Genomic DNA, 16,855 nt, shown 5'->3' with positions numbered 1-16,855 from the left:
TGAAATGAATGACAGAGCATATCCCTCAAGCTCCACAAGGAGAGTTTGTTTTCTTCACTAGTGCAGACGGTCAAACTCGTGTTGAGTGCCGTTTTGAATCCGATACATTGTGGTTATCTCAAGCCATGATTGGTGAGTTGTACGGGAAAGCCAAAGCAACTATCAGTGAACATATAAAAAATATCTTTACTGAAGGTGAATTGGACGAAAATGCAGTTGTTCGGTTATACCGAACAACTGCTTCGGACGGGAAATCATACAATGTACAATATTTCAGCCTGCCCTTAGTTATCGCGGTGGGCTATCGAGTTCGCTCACAACGTGGTACTCAATTTCGCCAATGGGCTACGCAAACGCTCCAAGAATACCTCATTAAAGGCTTCGTAATGGATGACGAGCGCTTAAAAAATCCGCCTGTTGGGTCGTCTGCTGTTCCAGACTATTTTGATGAGATGCTGGAACGCATTCGCGACATTAGAGCCAGCGAACGACGAGTTTATCTGAGGGTGAAAGAGATCTTCACAATGGCGGCGGACTATGAGCCATCCAATCAGGAGACTAATCGTTTTTTTCAAATCATTCAGAATAAACTGCATTATGCTTGTACGCATATGACCGCTGCTGAGCTTATCGCTAGCCGTGTGGATGCCAGCAAACCAGACATGGGGTTAACCAGTTATAAAGGTGACGAAGTACGCAGGACAGACGTGACCGTTGCCAAAAACTATCTGCGTGAGAACGAAATCAAGGAACTGAATCGTATTGTTAATATGTGGCTTGACTTTGCTGAAGACCAAGCTCTTCGCCGAAAACAGGTTTTCTTGCAAGATTGGGCGGATAAACTGGATCAGTTCTTAAGTTTTAACGACCGAGAGGTTCTAAGCGGCGCTGGAAAAATATCCAAAAAAGCAGCCGATGATAAGGCGAAATTGGAGTTTGAACATTTCGCAGAACAACGCCGTCGTTTAAAAGAGGCTGAGGGCGAAAAGGTCAACATTGCTGCGCTCAAGGCTGCGCTCAAAAAAGGCAAATAGCTGTATTAGAGATGTCACTCGTAGCGACGAGCATGGCAGCTCTCAAGAAACAACAAAGCCCATTCTTAAAATGGGCTTTGCCTGAACCACACTCAAACGATGATTTAGTGATTACTCTATATTCTGAATTTGTTCGCGCATTTGCTCGATGAGCACTTTGAGCTCGACGCCGGAGGCGGTGATCTCGGTGCTGATCGATTTGGAGGCCAGGGTGTTGGCTTCGCGGTTGAACTCTTGCATCATAAAGTCCAAGCGTCGGCCGCAGGCGCCGCCTTTTTTGAGGATTTTGCGCGCTTCTGAAACGTGTGAGTCGAGGCGGTCTAACTCTTCGGCCACATCGACTTTTTGTGCCAGCATCACCATTTCTTGCTCAACGCGGGCCGGGTCGAGCTCCACTTTGGCTTCTTCCAAACGCGTGGTCAAACGCTCACGCTGCCACTCAATCACGGTGGGCATTTTTTCGCGCACTTTGATCACTTCAGCGCTAATCGCATCCAATCGCTGCTCAATCAGCACTTTCATGTTGTCGCCTTCGCTGGCCCGGGCCGCCACAAAAGCATCGAGCGCTTCATTAAGCCCGTCCAGTAGGGCACGGTGAAGGGTATCGGTGTCTTGCTCCGGCGCTTCCATCACCCCTGGCCAGTTTAAGACTTGAAACGGGTTAATATTGCCTTCGCCCGCAGTGTCTTTAACCCATTTCGCCGCATCAATCACTTGTTTGGCAAGATCTTCATTGATGGTGAGTTTGTCTTGGCTGGCTTGGGATGAATCAAAACGCAGGTTACATTCCACTTTGCCGCGGGCGAGGCGCTTACGGAAACGCTCGCGCACCACAGGCTCGAGGCTACGTAACTGCTCAGGCATGCGGATATAGGTTTCAAGGTAGCGCTGGTTGACGGAGCGGATTTCCCAAACCGCGTTGCCCCAATCGCCCTTGAGTTCTTGTCGCGCGTAGGCGGTCATACTGTGGATCATGTGTACCTGCTTTTGTGTGATAAGAGTGAATAATGAAGAGTATACGCATCTGCTCTTCTTGCGTCAGCTGTCTTGAACGGCAAGGCGGACAGGGATCGCAAGCGAGCGGATAAACACGTATAATCGCCATCACATTTTTCAGTCAATGAAGGTAACTTGCATGCGCCCAAGTGGAAGAGCACTCGACCAAATTCGTCCCGTTAGCTTTACCCGCGGTTTTACGGCCCACGCAGAAGGCTCTGTGTTGGTATGCTTTGGTGATACCAAGGTGATTTGTAATGCCACGATCGAAGAGGGCGTGCCACGCTTTTTGAAAGGCAAGGGCCAAGGTTGGGTGACCGCCGAGTATGGCATGTTGCCACGTGCGACCCACACCCGTAACCGTCGTGAAGCGTCAAACGGTAAGCAGGGTGGCCGCACGGTAGAAATCCAACGTTTGATTGGCCGCAGTTTGCGCGCCGCGGTCGATTTAAAAGCATTGGGTGAGCGCACCATTACGGTTGACTGTGATGTAATTCAAGCCGACGGCGGCACACGCACGGCGTCCATTTCGGGGGCGAGTGTGGCACTGGCGGACGCGCTTAATGCGTTAGTACGTAACGGCAAGCTTGCTGCGAATCCAATGCGTGGCCACGTGGCTGCGGTGTCGGTGGGCATTTATCAACAAACGCCGATTTGCGATCTCGAGTATGTGGAAGACTCAGCGGCAGATACCGACATGAATGTGGTGATGCTCGAAGATGGCCGCATGATTGAGGTGCAAGGCACGGCAGAAGCTGAGCCGTTTACTCCCGATGAGCTCAATGCCATGTTGGCACTGGCCAGTAAGGGCATTGATGACATTGTCGTCGCGCAAAAATCGGCCCTGGCCGAATAATCCTATTGCAATGGCTCCCATCTCGGGGGCTATTTTTTTATCTATTAACCTGAGATGGGCGCGCGTCGCGAACGCCCGATAATAATCACAGACAGCAAGAGAGGACTGCATGAAAGCCTATCAGCGCCAGTTTATTGAGTTTGCCCTTGAGCGGCAGGTTTTGAAGTTTGGCGAGTTTACCCTGAAGTCGGGGCGTAAGAGCCCGTACTTTTTTAATGCGGGGTTGTTTAATACCGGGCGCGATTTGGCAAAACTGGGTGAATTTTATGCCGCGGCGTTGATGGATGCAGGCATAGATTATGATGTGCTGTTTGGCCCGGCGTATAAAGGGATCCCCATTGCGACCACCACAGCGGTGGCGCTCGCGGCGCATCATGATGTGGATACGCCATATTGTTTTAACCGCAAAGAGGCTAAAGACCACGGCGAAGGTGGCAACTTGGTAGGCAGTGCACTCGCAGGTCGAGTAATGTTAGTGGACGATGTGATTACCGCCGGCACCGCGATTCGCGAGTCCATGAAACTGATTCAGGCGCAAGGCGCACAACTGGCGGGTGTCTTGGTGGCAATTGATCGCCAAGAGCGCGGCCAAGGTGAGTTATCGGCGATCCAAGAAGTGGAGCGTGACTTTGGTTGCCAAGTCGTCTCTATCATTAGTTTGTCTGATTTAGTCGCTTACTTAGAACAAAGCCAAGCGGATCCGGCGCAGTTAGCCGCGGTGAAAGGGTACCAAGCGAACTACGGCATTTAAGCAACGTGCATGCAGCTGGCTAGCGTTATAGATGTAGCCAGTTGCATTGCGCTCGTTGAACGACGCCGATTGCATTGCGCCCATTGCATTGCGCCCATTTGCGTTGCAGCCAACACCGCTCATTGCAATTGATTGGTCAGCAGTTGCCAGTATTGTTCAAAATTCGCGGTTGGCAGCTGCTTAAACGATGAGCGCACGTAACGACAAAAGCCGCCTTCCACTTGGCTAATAAGCTGACTGGCAAGCACGGCTTCATCTAAAGGAAAGCCCTTTCCTTCGCGCAAGCGACGCTCACGTAATACTTGCTTGAGCTGTGCTTCAACGCGCTCGAAAAGCTGGTTGATGCGCGCTTGTAGCCTGTCTTGCTCAAACATTAGCGCATGGCCTGTCATGATGCGTGTCAGCCCTGGGTTACGTTCACCAAACACCAGCAATAATTGCAGAATCAACTTGAGACGAACCAAGGTGTCCTTTTCTTCTTCAATGATGAGGTTGATGCGGGATAAGAGCGAGTCTTCGATAAATTCAATCAAGCCCTCAAACATACGTGCTTTACTGGGAAAATGACGATAAAGCGCGGCCTCTGACACCCCGACTTGCTCGGCGAGCTTGGCGGTGGTGATGCGCTGGCTGCCTTGGGTTGACTCCAGCATCTGCGCAAGCGCTTGGAGGATCTCTTCGCGGCGATTACTTTTTTTCGGGGCTGCCATGGATGCGATTCCTTTGTCTTTTTATCTATCACACTGGCGACGTTTAAAGGAGGCATCATGGAGAGGTGCCGCCGAGTGTGACGCTTTCCTCTTATCTTAGCGACGAGGTCTCTGTATTAAAAGCAAAAAGCGTGGCCATGGCGCACGCTTTTGAACTTGTTTTTCACCCCGGAGCTAAGGCCTCCGGGGTGCTGGGCTTCTCCCTTATTCTTTTATCGACCGTTGCAAATAGCGCGTGTGAATGTGTGCTATTACGCTACGCGCTAACGTCGGTTTATCCGCAAGGGGGAGCGCTTTGTCACCGTCAGACCAGAATAGGTGCAGGGCATTATGATCACTGTTAAAGCCTTGATCGGCGTGAGACACATCATTTGCGCAAATCATATCGAGCTTTTTGCGGGTGAGTTTATCACGTGCGTAGGCTGCAACATCCTGGGTTTCGGCGGCAAAACCGACCGTAAATGGACGATGCTGGATTAAGTTGGCGACCGAGGCAATAATATCGGGGTTTTTCACCATGGTAACGGTCATCGTGTCTTTATCTGCCTGCTTTTTCATCTTCTGCTCGGCCATCGTTTGTGGACGGTAGTCAGCGACCGCGGCACAGCCGATAAAGATATCGTGCTCGGTGATAGAGGCATGCACAGCATCATGCATTTGTTGGGCTGTGGTGACATCCACGCGCGTGACACCGGTGGGCGTGCTTAATGCAACCGGACCGGAAATCAAGGTTACCTCGGCTCCTAAACTGGCGGCGGCCTCGGCCAAGGCATAGCCCATTTTTCCAGAGCTGTGATTCGACAAATAGCGAACCGGATCCAGGGCTTCTCGGGTTGGCCCGGCGGTAATCATTACCCGTTTATTGGTGAGCGGTTTTGGGCCGGCCCAGTGTTCACACTCTGCCACTAAGGCCAGTGGCTCAAGCATACGGCCTGGCCCCACATCGCCACAGGCTTGGGCACCGCTGTCCGGCCCCCAAATAAGGCAACCGCGCGTGCGTAGGACCTGTATATTCGCTTGGGTAGCGTGAGCGCGATACATTTGCTGGTTCATCGCCGGGGCAATCGCAATCGGTGCATCGGTGGCCAAGCACACCGTGGTGAGCAAATCATTCCCCATCCCAGCGTGAATACGGGCAATTAAATCGGCGGTAGCGGGGGCAATCAATACTAAATCTGCCCATTTCGCTAACTCGATATGCCCCATTGAGGCCTCAGCAGCTGGATCGAGCAAGCTATCAGATACCGGATGGCCTGAGACCGCTTGCAGGGTTAACGGTGTGATAAATTCTTTAGCGGCGCGTGTCATTACCACTTTGACAGTGGCACCACGCTCGATCAGGCGACGGGTCAAATCGGCACACTTATAGGCGGCAATTCCACCGCCCATGCCAAGCAGAATACGTTTACCTGCCAGCGTTTGGGCTGGCTGTGTTGAAGAATTGGCCATAATGCTCTGTGTGTTTGTGCTTGAATGGCGAAACCATACCATAATCCGCCGTGCAAAAAGTGTGTTAGCGCAAAGGAAAGCGCGTGGGATGTGAGCCAAGTAGAATGCGATCTAAGCACTGAGCGGTTGAAACCCTTGAGTGCTTATCAAGGGAAAATCGCGAGCGAGCCGCAGTTCCGCTCGAAAAGGATTGTGCGAGATCCCTCGCGTGTCTTAACTGGCGACAAAATCAAAGAGGGATAATAATGAGCTTAAAAACTTTGCCCTTGGATTGTCGTCCAAGGGAGCGTCTATTAGCACGTGGGGCGGACAGTTTATCGGATGCTGAGTTACTGGCGATATTTTTACGCACCGGTGTCACAGGGATGAGTGCGGTTGCGCTGGCTGATCATCTATTAACGGACTTTGGTTCGTTGCGTGCGCTGATGGGAGCCGATCAAACGGCGTTTTGTCAGCGTAAGGGGTTAGGCAGTGCGAAATACGCGCAACTGCAAGCGGTACTGGAGCTCAGCCGTCGTTATTTAAAAGAGACGTTAAGTAAAACGGATGCCCTGACCAGCCCCGATCATACTCGGCGTTACCTCTCGACGTTACTGCGCGATCGGCCACGTGAAGCCTTCTATGTGTTATTTCTCGATAACCAACACCGAGTGATTGCCGATGAGCAATTATTTGAAGGGACCCACAATGCCGCCAGTGTTTATCCGCGAGAAATTGTTCGCCGTGCATTAGAGCTTCATGCCGCTGCGTTAATTTTGGCACATAATCATCCTTCTGGGGTCGCTGAACCGAGCCAAGCGGACCGACATATCACTGATAAAATCGCCAATGCCTTGTCATTAGTGGATGTACGCGTGTTAGATCATCTGGTGGTCGGGGACGGAGATGTGGTATCGTTCGCTGAACGAGGTTGGTTGTTATCCTCCTAAGGATCGCCTTTGGCGAAAAAAACGATCAAAAAGCGCATAAAAGGATCTGCTCGGGACTTGAGCAATGTGAATTCAGTTAGTATAATGCGCCACCTTTGATAGCCTTGACCTTCGACCTGACCTTAACGTTGCAGGACTGGCGGACAAGGTTGATATCGAGCCGAAACGATTTTGGAGAGACTTTCATGTCACGAGTATGCCAAGTAACTGGCAAGCGTCCTGTAGTTGGTAACAACCGCTCTCACGCTAAGAACGCCACCAAGCGTCGTTTTCTGCCGAACCTGCAAACTCATCGTTTCTGGGTAGAAGGCGAAAAACGCTTCGTTAAACTGCGCCTATCCACTAAAGGTATGCGCATCATCGACAAAAAAGGCATCGAGTCTGTATTGACAGATATGCGTGCCCGCGGTGAGAAAGTATAAGAGGAATTAGAGAATGGCTAAAAGCGGCGTTCGTGAGAAGATTCGTCTAGTATCCTCAGCGGGTACTGGTCACTTCTACACCACAGACAAGAACAAACGTAACATGCCTAGCAAATTCGAGATCAAGAAATTTGATCCTGTAGTTCGCAAGCACGTTATGTATAAAGAAGCCAAAATCAAGTAATTTGATCGATGCTTTGATAAAAGACCCAGCTTCGGCTGGGTTTTTTTATAACTAAAATCCGTCAGTGTTTGGGTATATACTGCGATAAATACGTACAGCGGCCTTGGGTGAGAAAACATGAAGCTAAAACGGCAGACGTGGAACAACATCCTGATTTTTTCAGTCGTGATTTTTTTTGGCTTAATGCTATTGCCCGATTATTTACGTCATCAGCGCCAATCAAATGCCATGCCTGAAGGCGTCATTGCGCTGGTGGACTCACGCAGTGAGGTGTTATCACTGCGCTTTGCGCATTTAACGCTCACCCGTACCTTGGATGGCTGGCAAACGGATAAGCCGTTAGTGATCAGCCCAACCGAGCTGGCTCAGCGGTGGCTAGGGTTGGCAGGCACCCAAGTTGATGAAGCAACCTTACAGTCACTGCGCCCACAACTTACCGCTCCCCGTACGCTCGAGTTGACCCGGAGTCCAGACAAAGAGCCGATCCGTATTACTTATTATCAGCAGCCCCAATTTTGGTTGATGCAAAATGAGCAGGGGCAATGGCTGGCGGTGTCTGTTGATCGTCGGTATCTTTTCCCGCTAACTAAATCGTGATAATCCAGAGCCATCTCTATGCCAGAATTACCGGAAGTAGAAGTGAGCCGTTTAGGCATCATACCGTATGTCGAAGGGCAAACGGTGACCGATATTACCATTCGTCAGCCAAAGTTACGTTGGCCGATTCCCGATGCGCTACAACAACTTAAAGGGCAGGTGATCCGCCGGGTTACACGTCGGGCCAAGTATCTGTTGTTAGAAACCGATGTCGGGGCGGCGATTATCCATTTGGGGATGTCAGGCAGTTTGCGGGTGCTACCGACGTCACTGGCGCCCGAGAAGCACGATCATGTCGATGTGACACTCAGTAATGGACGCTTACTGCGTTATCATGATCCACGCCGCTTTGGCGCCTGGCTGTGGCAAGACGGTGAGACGCCCCATACCGTTTTGGGTAAATTAGGCCCCGAGCCATTAACCGATGCCTTCGACCCTGACTACCTGTTAGCCAAAGCAACAGGGAAAAAAATGGCGATGAAGAGCTTTATTATGGATAACGCGGTGGTGGTTGGGGTGGGGAATATTTACGCCAACGAATCGTTATTTTGTGCGGGGATTCACCCTAAGCGACCCGCGGGCAGTCTCTCGGCGACTGAGGCGGCGTGCTTGGTGAACGAAATTAAAACCGTTCTCGCAGCCGCCATCACTCAAGGAGGAACCACGCTTAAAGATTTTACGCAAGCGGATGGTAAAGCCGGTTATTTCGCCCAAGCGCTGCGTGTTTATGGTAAATCCGGTCAGCCTTGTCCGGCTTGTGACGCTGTGCTTGAGCGTATCGTCATTGGACAGCGGGCAACGGTATTTTGCCCGCAATGCCAGCCTTTAGGATGAAGGCGTTGCCTGCAGCTTGTCTTTCAGAGCGTTGAGTACCTCGTGGTGAACAAATTCTCGCGTGTCTCCCCCGTGCAAAGCCACTTCTTTGACGAGTGTGGAAGAGATAAAAGAGTGTTCCTCCGACGGGGTTAAAAAGACACTCTCTAGCTCGGGCATTAAACGCCGGTTCATGTTGGCCAACTGAAACTCATACTCAAAGTCTGATACGGCACGCAAACCACGGACCAAAATGTTGGCTTGGTACTGTTTGGCAAAGTTGACCAGTAATCCTGAGAACCCAACCACGGAGACATTGGATAAGTGCGCGGTGACCGTTTGCGTCAGGGCGACGCGTTCATTCAGATCAAAAAGCGGTTGTTTGCTTGGACTGGCGGCAATGCCCACAATCACATCGTCAAACATTCGTGCCGCGCGCTCAATCAGATCCAAGTGACCGTTGGTGATCGGATCAAATGTGCCCGGGTAAATCACGCGGGTATGTTGTTTTTGTGTCACTGGCTTATCCTTAAAAACGTGTATTGGGAAGAGGTTATCAAATCCTTGTTCTGCGCGCATTGTTCTGACTCTCTTGCGTGCCCTTGCCTGTGATTCTAACCGCGAGCAAGGTACACTGATGTGCGCCAGCGTCAGTGCGTAAACAGGAAAAATCGTGAGTATAGAAGTCGAGCAACGCGAAAACGAGTGCATCTGGTACGATCCTACCTTGGTGGTCGGGGAGCCGCGCCAGTATTTTGATATTCATTTTTGGCACCAACAGGCTGCCGTCACCGGCTCAGCCAAAGGGCGAGGGATAACCTTTTTTGTCCGTGGCCCGAAAATGGAGATGGCACTGCGGCATTATTATCGCGGCGGCCTGTTCGGCAAATTGGTGAAAGACCAATACTGGTTTACGGGCTGGGAGGAAACGCGCTGCGGTGCGGAGTTGCGCTTATTGGCTTATTTGCGCGAGAAAAAGCTCCCTGTACCGCGCCCCGTCGCTGCTCGTGCGGTAAAGACAGGCCGTACCTATCGTGCCGATATCTTGGTAGAAAAAGTCCCAGGAGCCCGTGACTTGGTGGCGATATTAAGCGAAAACAGCTTGCTAGCTCACGATTATCACGCCATTGGCCGCTTGGTGCGTCGTTTACATGATGCCGGCGTGTGCCATTCTGATCTGAATATCCATAATATTCTTCGTGATAGAAAAGGCAAACTGTGGCTGATTGATTTTGATAAGTGCCAACAGCGTGAAGGTGAGCAATGGAAAGAAGACAACTTAGCACGCTTGCACCGCTCTTTTAAAAAAGAAAAAGAGAAGCGCCAAATCCGCTGGCAGCCCGAGGATTGGGCTGCGGTCTTAAAAGGTTACAATCATATTCGAAAGTAGTCGCCACTCAGTGCGAGTGTCGAAGCCAAGGGATGAGTGCTTGTAAGGTTCGCTCAACGGCGCCACGGTTTTCTTCGACCACCGCCAAACCGGCTTTTCCTGCTTGCGCTGCCAGTGGCGGTGCATTAAAAAAAGCGCCAATCTTTGCCGCGAGATCTTGGCTATCGTTACATACTTGCAGTGCGCCTGCGTCTATTAAAGCATCACCAATGACTTGGAAGTTATAGTAACTGGGTCCGGTTAATAAGGGTTTGCTGAGCGCTGCGGGCTCTAACAGATTATGACCGCCAACTTTTGCGCCTAAAAAACTCCCTGCCATGACAACCACATCTGCACTGGCGAGATACATCATCATCTCACCCATGGTATCGCCAAGGTACACTTGCGTACTCGTGGCAAGCGCCTCGCCCTGAGTATGTCTTTGTATACTGAGGCCCTGAGCCGCGACTTGTTGCGAGACATCATCAAAGCGCTCAGGGTGGCGAGGGACCATAATCAATAAAGCATCCGGATAATCACGTAGCAAAATACTGTGGGCGGCTAACATGATGGCATCTTCGCCTGCATGGGTGCTGGCCGCTATCCAGCAAGGGCGTTCACCGCGAGCGTCACGAAGCGCAGCGCCTAAATCAGGATTTACCGCCTTGATATCAAACTTCACCGACCCAACTGCGCTTAGTTTTTCTGCGGGAACCCCCAGTGCGGCAAAACGTGCTTTATCAGTGGTATGCTGACACAGTATGAGATCGATATGCTGACTCATGGCACGAAAGAGCGGCGCAATTTTTTGATAATGGTGGCATGCTTTTTCAGAAAGCCTCGCATTAATGATCGTAATGGGAACACCGGCACGACCGACATGATGCAAAGTATTGGGCCAAAGCTCGGTCTCCATGATCACGCATAGCCTTGGAGAGACTGCACGTAAAAAACCACGAATCGCAAACGGAAAATCGACAGGCATATAGCGATGGTTCACACCTTTGATGCGCATTGCCTGCTCGGCCCCAGTGGCTGTAGTGGTGGTGATGAGGATAGGAACATCGGGATAAGCTTGTTGCAGTGCACTGATCACCGGTTTGGCGGCGAGGACTTCCCCTACGGAAACCGCATGCAACCAAATCGGCGCCCCCTCAACGTTGGGTGTGCGACCAAAGTGCTCTTGCCAGCGCTCCCCCACCGCCGGCTTACCGGGCCGTTTACGATAAAGCCCGACAAGCAAAAAAGGGGCAGCAAGCGTGAGTAATAATGTGTATAACCAGCGCACAGGGAAATTCCTATTGTTCTAAAGTAACTATGATAGCTACTATATTGGAATTTGTAGATGAAAAATATCTCATTGTTTTAATGAATCCTTTCTACTTTATGTTTACATCCAAAGTGTAAAGCTCTAATTACATAAAGATGAGAAAGGTTGAGATTTAAATCCAACAAACTACGATGAAAGATTACCGTATATTAGGTCCTGGTATAACTAACAGAAAGTACAAAGTGATTAGGTGCGAGGTCACAGTGTGATATCATTAATCTAGATTAACTTTACGAGACGTGATTGAATGAAAAGTGCTAAACAGATTCACAAGGTAAGTGTGGTATTACCTATTTATAATGCACAAGAGACTCTTGAAAAATGCTTAAATAGTTTAGTTATACAAACATATGTGAATATAGAAATTATCGCAATTAACGATGGTTCTCAAGATGAATCGTTAAGTATTCTTGAACGTTTCAAAGAAACTGATAGAAGGATTAGAATAGTATCCAGAAGCAACAAAGGTCTTGTCTATACGCTTAACGAAGCTATTTCATTGGCCCGGGGATATTTTATCGTTAGGATGGATGCTGATGATATAGCATTCCCAGAACGTATATCTAAACAAGTCGACTTCATGGTTTCTAATCCAGACATCCTAGCCAGTGGAACAGCAGCTCAATGTTTTGGTGATGAAGAGAGATTAATTAGTAAAAGTGTTTCGCATGTGGATCTGTTGTTTTCTTCTTTAGATAAGACTCCAATTATTCACCCGTCAGCAATTATTCGTAGGTCTGTTTTTTCTGATTATGGAGTTATTTATGATGATAAGTACCCACATGCAGAAGACGTTAAGTTATGGTCAGACATTTCTAAGGTTGGTTTAATAGGAAATATAGAGGAAGTTTTATTGATGTATAGAGTTTCTGATCATCAGGTAAGTCGCGTTTATCAAGAAAAACAAAAAGAAAGCGCTATAAAAGCTAGGTTGTTGCACTTTGAATTTATTTGTGATGAATATGAAGTGAAAAAGCTCGGGAGTAAGTTTTTATCTTTAGATAAAAAAATGAAATACCGGTTAATAAGGTTTTCAATTAAAAATAAGGCTTTTAGTGATAGTGTTTCGATGCGCTTAATTACTTGTTCTGGCTTAGGTTTTTTTCTAAGTATAAAGCTTTTTTTTCGGTTTCTAAAGAGTAAGACAAATTCATAGTTTCTTTCTCTTGGAGTATGGCGCTAGCTCTTTTTGAAAATGTTATTTTATTATACGAAAGATATGGTTGATTTATGAAGATTGCACTGGTACACCTTCGGCATGCCTACAGTGGTGGCGTTGAGCTTTACTTAAATAAAATGGCAGCTTATCTAGCTAAAAATGGGGAGGATGTTAGTATAATATGTCGAAGTCATGCAGATAAACCTCCTCATCCCAGTGTTAAGTTTGTTAAATTAAGAGGCTTTAGTTTAGGAAAGAGTCATCGTTTGTGGCAGTTTGCAAGAGCCGTTGAGAAACATGTAAAAGACGAAGATTACGATATTGTATATGGATTAGCACATGCTTGGACTCACGATGTACTTAGAATCGGTGCGGGAACTAGTTATTATATGTCACAGTCTCTTAATCAGCGCATGCGATTAAAAGATTGGGTGACTTACTTTATTGAGCGAAAAGCAATGAAGCCTGGCAATTACTATCGTGTTATCTGCAATTCATACAAAAGTTCTCGAGAGGTTCAATACTGCCATAATGTGCCAGATGATAAAATTTCAGTTATACATAATTTTGTCGATACTTACCATTTCGATGCAAGAAGAGTAAAAAATCAATCTGACTATCTTAAAAATAATCTTGGTGTTAATTTCGAAAATCCGGTTTTTCTTTTTCTAGGGACAGGGTATGAGCGCAAAGGGCTAAGAAAAGCTCTTGTTGCCCTCTCCATGATGACTATTGACGCACACTTACTCATTGTTGGCCGAGATTCAAATGAAATAAGATATATTGAACTTGCAAAAAAATTAGGTGTGGATAGTAAGTGTACGTTTATAGGTGAGGACATGAGGCCTGAGCTGTATTTTTCTATTGCAGATTGTTACGTACTACCAACACTGTATGAACCCTTTGGTTTTACAGTTATCGAGTCCCTATCATGTGGGACGCCTGCTATAACAACTGATAACTGTGGAGCGAAAGAAGTTATTACACCTGAAGTTTCAAGTGTAATAAGCCATGACGTAAAAGAGGAGGACTTGTCGCGTGAAATGGAGTTTTGGGCTTATAAAAAAAGAAATACCTCTGTTAGTAAAAAGTGTAGAGAAGTGGCTTGTAAATTGGACGTAAGCGTTGTTCTTGAGAATAATTACCAGGAGCTTAAGGCGGTATATAGATTAAAGAATCGATTCTGAACACTCCCCATGTAATAGGCGCACATTTAAAGTGCGCCTATTATTAAAAGGTGATGTTGAACTTTGCTATGACATTCTGAATTTGTTTATCATTTTTATTATTATGAACATTTTCTATATTTAAACCTATATCCTGATTGTTCTGCAAGGGGATAAATCTTTTTCTGAAACTTCTTTTGTCGTCAACTCTTTTCCTTCTTATCCCGAACTTGATAGAGATTAGATTAATCCAAACATCATCTGCGAATGGACAAAGTGCCATGAATTCATCTTCAAGGCAGAAATGATGTCGAGGAATATTTTTTGGGAAAAGTGTGCCTGCGCCTGTCGTTAAAAAAGTTAGCTCATTAAAGTCTGAGGATGAAGACTCAAAAGTCCATTTTTTATAAGGGAGTATCTTTTTTTTATTGGTTTTTATTGTGTGAGCTCGCATGCCAATGATACAGTCTTTATACTTTTTTTCCTCGTTATTTAAAATTTCGATTAAGTCAACAGGGTATAAGAAATCATCATCTACAGTGATTATTTTGCTCGATTGGAACTCTTTAAGTGCAGGAATGATTTTTTTATATGATCTAATGTTACGATAGAATCTGACCTCTAGCCCTCTTTTTATTTGATTTTTAAGTAGCTGTGGGATGCTTTGTAGAGAAAACTCATCCTCGTCCAGCCAAAGGACAAGTCTATTTGCTTTTAATGTTTGCTTGCCAAGTGATTCAATGACTAAATGTATATCGTGAATTCTTTTTGAGTAAGTGGTGAGGCTCACGACGATATCATCGCAGTCCTCTTCTTTTCTTACTGTTAAAGGTTTTTTTGAAAATAATGCTAACTTTTCTAGCTCTTGTTTCTTTACAGACTCTTCTATCGTTAAGTCTAAAAAACGCAATGCTTTTCTTTCTTTCTTTCTTTTTTTTAGATAATTACTGATGAATTTCATTTTATTACCTTATTGTCTTTTTTTGCCTTTTTTACTGCCGACTTCCGGAGGTAGATAGTAGCAAGAGAGGACTAGGTTGAATATATATAGCCCATAGTATTTTGAGTTATATGACTCAAAGTTGTTTATAAGTAACCATAGTATTAAAAACGAAAATACGAAAATATAAGATGGCTCTTTTTCTCGACTAAAAGCATTTTTAAATATCGTAAAGTAAAAGCAGATCAAAAAAATCATACCTACAATTCCAAACGATACTAAAGTCTCTATATAATAGTTGTGCAAGTGGCCGAATCCTGATGTCCTAGGATTTGACTGGAAGGCTTTGGACTCTAGTATTAGCTCTTTAACGCCAGCTTTCGTAGTTCCTAATATAGGGTTTTCTTTGATCCAAGAATAAGCCTCCTGCCAAGAGTTAAACCTAATGCCAAAACTAGTCATTGGTATAGATTGCCAGTCTCCTGCAATTATACGTTTTGCAACAACTAAGTCTCCAGAGTTCTTTGTATCAAGCATCCTGTCGTTAAAAGTTTCCGTTTTTGTTATCAAGAACCCTAGCGACAATAGGATTAAATACAGCCCTAATACATTCTTTCTTCCGATTTTTTTTATGGATAATACTGGAAGAGATAATAAAACAATAGTGAGTGAAAGCCAAATCTGCCGGCTCTGGCTTGCCATTAAAATAAACATCCAGAATGCGAATGATATCCCTAATATCACTCTAATAATAGACTCATATTTTTGTCCCTTGATTAAAAAAAACAAAAGAGAGGATACCATAGCAGCCACTGCAGCCATCATGCTTGTATATTGAGCGTTATGCAAACCAAAGTCTACTCTTACGCCGTTGAGTGCTGCTGAAAGACTATTATAATTATAGTCGTGAACGAGGACCGTAATGAGAAAGCTAATGAGAAATGTAGAGAATAAAACTATGCGTTTATTGTTGTTTTTTCTGATAAAAAAAGACATTGGAAAAAAGAGAAACAAGCTTGCCAGTAACTTCATATCGGGATAAGGGGTGGCGGCATTTGGGATCGCGTATAGTGAGTTTATCCAGCTTAAAGTCTGAATGGTGAAGCACCCAATAAAAAGATACAATATATCTTTATTTCCTTCTTTCGATAAAAGATAAATGTATGGAATACTTCCGAATATAATTATGTTCTTGAATATCGAATAAATTTCTAAGTTGGGAAGCGCCAAAGCAATGTATAAGAGACAGCATACGAACACCACAAAACTATAAGTTTTTGATTTGACAAGGATTGCACATTTTTTTTCTAGTGACTGTATCAACTTAATTATTCCTTACTTCTTTTTTCTTTAGGTTTGTCTCTTTGCAAAGGGAAAAGTATTTCTCCAGAGTCTTTATACAAATGATTTTCTCAAAGTTCTCATCTTTGAACATGGCTACATGTTTTTTAGCATTGGTGATTATTTTTTCTGCTTCATCTGGGTGTGCTAAGTAATAGTCTAATTGATCCTGAAAGTCTGACCAATCATCAAGGACCTCAATATAGTGGACTCCAGGGATGAGACGGCCTTCCATAAACCAAGTTTCGTATCGCATCCTTGGTGTGATAGCAATAGAATTGGATGACATAACCCATTTAAGATTTGAAGCGACATCGTTACCCTCTAAGCAAACGATGAATTTATATTTTAATTGCTCCTTCATCGACGTGAAACCTCTATGGAACTCAGGTCTTTCTTTGGAGTAATTTAATTGTCCTGCATCTAGTAATGGGTGTCCGTACATTTTTWCCATGAATTCAATTCTATGTTGTTGTGTGACATTTCCACGAAAAATAGCTTTGTTTTTTTTGTCTTTATATTTTAACTTGTCGCTAACAAACTTGAAGTGTCTTTTCTTGTTTAATTTAAAAAGGACTGAGTTGCTATTTCCCTCATGAACAGGTCTAGCTTTGTATATCGAAGGGCATCCAATGACCTCCGTCTCATCACCGAAATGGTAACTAAATTTATTATTTTCTGGAAAGTAATTTAAAAAGCGCTTAAGATCGTAAAAGTAAGCACTTTGACCGCGTTTTTTGAAGTCTTTTATTTTGACAGATGCAGTTTCTTCCAAAAAAAATTGAGAGTCTTTCTTACAGTAATAATTC

General features: G+C 45.8%; 19 protein-coding genes. 11 read left to right on the top strand and 8 right to left on the bottom strand.

All coding sequences use genetic code 11. The features are described 5' to 3' along the window. The first annotated feature begins 8 nt into the window (after positions 1–8). Complete coding sequence (locus BZG75_RS05005) at positions 9–1,034, top strand: virulence RhuM family protein (protein WP_077576352.1); 1,026 nt, start codon at positions 9–11, stop codon at positions 1,032–1,034. A gap of 111 nt (positions 1,035–1,145) precedes the next feature. Here the strand turns inward: BZG75_RS05005 and BZG75_RS05000 are convergent, their stop codons facing one another. After that, a complete protein-coding gene (locus BZG75_RS05000) occupies positions 1,146–2,009 on the bottom strand; it encodes a YicC/YloC family endoribonuclease (RefSeq protein ID WP_077576351.1) in 864 nt (287 codons plus the stop codon). 160 nt (positions 2,010–2,169) lie between these two features. Here BZG75_RS05000 and rph point away from each other — a divergent pair, with 160 nt between their 5' ends. Further along, positions 2,170–2,886 (top strand): ribonuclease PH, encoded by a 717-nt coding sequence (gene rph, locus BZG75_RS04995; protein ID WP_025744385.1) that lies wholly within the window; start codon positions 2,170–2,172, stop codon positions 2,884–2,886. Positions 2,887–2,995: 109 nt separating this feature from the next. Then, a complete protein-coding gene (pyrE, locus tag BZG75_RS04990) occupies positions 2,996–3,637 on the top strand; it encodes an orotate phosphoribosyltransferase (protein ID WP_077576350.1) in 642 nt (213 codons plus the stop codon). A gap of 119 nt (positions 3,638–3,756) precedes the next feature. Here the strand turns inward: pyrE and slmA are convergent, their stop codons facing one another. Beyond that, a complete protein-coding gene (gene slmA / locus BZG75_RS04985; RefSeq protein WP_025744387.1) occupies positions 3,757–4,347 on the bottom strand; it encodes a nucleoid occlusion factor SlmA in 591 nt (196 codons plus the stop codon). A gap of 204 nt (positions 4,348–4,551) precedes the next feature. Further along, positions 4,552–5,796: a bifunctional phosphopantothenoylcysteine decarboxylase/phosphopantothenate--cysteine ligase CoaBC gene (gene coaBC, locus BZG75_RS04980; RefSeq protein WP_077576349.1), complete on the bottom strand. Its 1,245-nt coding sequence runs from the start codon at positions 5,794–5,796 to the stop codon at positions 4,552–4,554. Positions 5,797–6,041: 245 nt separating this feature from the next. Here coaBC and radC point away from each other — a divergent pair, with 245 nt between their 5' ends. From radC to mutM, 5 genes are all read left to right on the top strand, one after another. Next, on the top strand, positions 6,042–6,725 hold the full coding sequence (radC, locus tag BZG75_RS04975; RefSeq protein ID WP_077461507.1) for a RadC family protein: 684 nt from the start codon (positions 6,042–6,044) through the stop codon (positions 6,723–6,725). A 185-nt stretch (positions 6,726–6,910) separates the two neighbouring features. After that, a complete protein-coding gene (gene rpmB / locus BZG75_RS04970; RefSeq protein ID WP_025673845.1) occupies positions 6,911–7,147 on the top strand; it encodes a 50S ribosomal protein L28 in 237 nt (78 codons plus the stop codon). Positions 7,148–7,160: 13 nt separating this feature from the next. After that, positions 7,161–7,331, top strand: a complete 171-nt coding sequence (gene rpmG, locus BZG75_RS04965; protein WP_025673846.1) for a 50S ribosomal protein L33 — start codon at positions 7,161–7,163, stop codon at positions 7,329–7,331. Between the two features lie 117 nt (positions 7,332–7,448). Beyond that, on the top strand, positions 7,449–7,928 hold the full coding sequence (locus BZG75_RS04960) for a hypothetical protein (protein WP_077461508.1): 480 nt from the start codon (positions 7,449–7,451) through the stop codon (positions 7,926–7,928). Between the two features lie 18 nt (positions 7,929–7,946). Further along, positions 7,947–8,762 (top strand): bifunctional DNA-formamidopyrimidine glycosylase/DNA-(apurinic or apyrimidinic site) lyase, encoded by an 816-nt coding sequence (mutM, locus tag BZG75_RS04955; protein WP_077576348.1) that lies wholly within the window; start codon positions 7,947–7,949, stop codon positions 8,760–8,762. Here mutM and coaD read toward each other — a convergent pair. Further along, a complete protein-coding gene (coaD, locus tag BZG75_RS04950) occupies positions 8,754–9,260 on the bottom strand; it encodes a pantetheine-phosphate adenylyltransferase (RefSeq protein ID WP_025744211.1) in 507 nt (168 codons plus the stop codon). The two genes, mutM and coaD, sit on opposite strands and share 9 nt — an antisense overlap. A gap of 160 nt (positions 9,261–9,420) precedes the next feature. Between coaD and BZG75_RS04945 the strand changes: the two genes are divergently transcribed. Further along, entirely contained in the window at positions 9,421–10,131 is a 711-nt protein-coding gene (locus tag BZG75_RS04945) for a 3-deoxy-D-manno-octulosonic acid kinase (RefSeq protein WP_077461578.1), read from the top strand. A gap of 7 nt (positions 10,132–10,138) precedes the next feature. On the opposite strand, the gene waaA is transcribed toward BZG75_RS04945, so the two are convergent. Then, positions 10,139–11,398: a lipid IV(A) 3-deoxy-D-manno-octulosonic acid transferase gene (waaA, locus tag BZG75_RS04940; protein WP_077576347.1), complete on the bottom strand. Its 1,260-nt coding sequence runs from the start codon at positions 11,396–11,398 to the stop codon at positions 10,139–10,141. A 289-nt stretch (positions 11,399–11,687) separates the two neighbouring features. Between waaA and BZG75_RS04935 the strand changes: the two genes are divergently transcribed. After that, a complete protein-coding gene (locus BZG75_RS04935; protein ID WP_077576346.1) occupies positions 11,688–12,596 on the top strand; it encodes a glycosyltransferase family 2 protein in 909 nt (302 codons plus the stop codon). Between the two features lie 74 nt (positions 12,597–12,670). After that, positions 12,671–13,786: a glycosyltransferase family 4 protein gene (locus tag BZG75_RS04930; protein WP_077576345.1), complete on the top strand. Its 1,116-nt coding sequence runs from the start codon at positions 12,671–12,673 to the stop codon at positions 13,784–13,786. Positions 13,787–13,829: 43 nt separating this feature from the next. Here BZG75_RS04930 and BZG75_RS04925 read toward each other — a convergent pair whose 3' ends face one another. The 3 genes from BZG75_RS04925 to BZG75_RS04915 all read right to left on the bottom strand — a co-directional run. After that, on the bottom strand, positions 13,830–14,726 hold the full coding sequence (locus BZG75_RS04925; protein WP_077576344.1) for a hypothetical protein: 897 nt from the start codon (positions 14,724–14,726) through the stop codon (positions 13,830–13,832). 9 nt (positions 14,727–14,735) lie between these two features. After that, complete coding sequence (locus BZG75_RS04920; RefSeq protein ID WP_077576343.1) at positions 14,736–16,028, bottom strand: O-antigen ligase family protein; 1,293 nt, start codon at positions 16,026–16,028, stop codon at positions 14,736–14,738. 1 nt (position 16,029) lies between these two features. Next, positions 16,030–16,855, bottom strand: an 826-nt coding sequence (locus BZG75_RS04915) for a glycosyl transferase family 90 (RefSeq protein WP_108742886.1), incomplete at its 5' end; no start/stop codon positions are given.

It is taken from the genome of Salinivibrio sp. AR640, from assembly GCF_001995405.1.
GTDB classification, from domain to species: Bacteria; Pseudomonadota; Gammaproteobacteria; order Enterobacterales; family Vibrionaceae; genus Salinivibrio; species Salinivibrio costicola.
This window is presented reverse-complemented; position numbering and strand designations above follow the sequence as displayed.

Excerpts from the sequence above, each read along its gene's own strand:
- BZG75_RS05005 (WP_077576352.1), top strand. The coding sequence starts at position 9 with ATGACAGAGCATATCCCTCAAGCTCCACAAGGAGAGTTTGTTTTCTTC.
- BZG75_RS05000 (WP_077576351.1), bottom strand. The coding sequence starts at position 2,009 with ATGATCCACAGTATGACCGCCTACGCGCGACAAGAACTCAAGGGCGAT.
- rph (WP_025744385.1), top strand. The coding sequence starts at position 2,170 with ATGCGCCCAAGTGGAAGAGCACTCGACCAAATTCGTCCCGTTAGCTTT.
- pyrE (WP_077576350.1), top strand. The coding sequence starts at position 2,996 with ATGAAAGCCTATCAGCGCCAGTTTATTGAGTTTGCCCTTGAGCGGCAG.
- slmA (WP_025744387.1), bottom strand. The coding sequence starts at position 4,347 with ATGGCAGCCCCGAAAAAAAGTAATCGCCGCGAAGAGATCCTCCAAGCG.
- coaBC (WP_077576349.1), bottom strand. The coding sequence starts at position 5,796 with ATGGCCAATTCTTCAACACAGCCAGCCCAAACGCTGGCAGGTAAACGT.
- radC (WP_077461507.1), top strand. The coding sequence starts at position 6,042 with ATGAGCTTAAAAACTTTGCCCTTGGATTGTCGTCCAAGGGAGCGTCTA.
- rpmB (WP_025673845.1), top strand. The coding sequence starts at position 6,911 with ATGTCACGAGTATGCCAAGTAACTGGCAAGCGTCCTGTAGTTGGTAAC.
- rpmG (WP_025673846.1), top strand. The coding sequence starts at position 7,161 with ATGGCTAAAAGCGGCGTTCGTGAGAAGATTCGTCTAGTATCCTCAGCG.
- BZG75_RS04960 (WP_077461508.1), top strand. The coding sequence starts at position 7,449 with ATGAAGCTAAAACGGCAGACGTGGAACAACATCCTGATTTTTTCAGTC.
- mutM (WP_077576348.1), top strand. The coding sequence starts at position 7,947 with ATGCCAGAATTACCGGAAGTAGAAGTGAGCCGTTTAGGCATCATACCG.
- BZG75_RS04935 (WP_077576346.1), top strand. The coding sequence starts at position 11,688 with ATGAAAAGTGCTAAACAGATTCACAAGGTAAGTGTGGTATTACCTATT.
- BZG75_RS04930 (WP_077576345.1), top strand. The coding sequence starts at position 12,671 with ATGAAGATTGCACTGGTACACCTTCGGCATGCCTACAGTGGTGGCGTT.
- BZG75_RS04925 (WP_077576344.1), bottom strand. The coding sequence starts at position 14,726 with ATGAAATTCATCAGTAATTATCTAAAAAAAAGAAAGAAAGAAAGAAAA.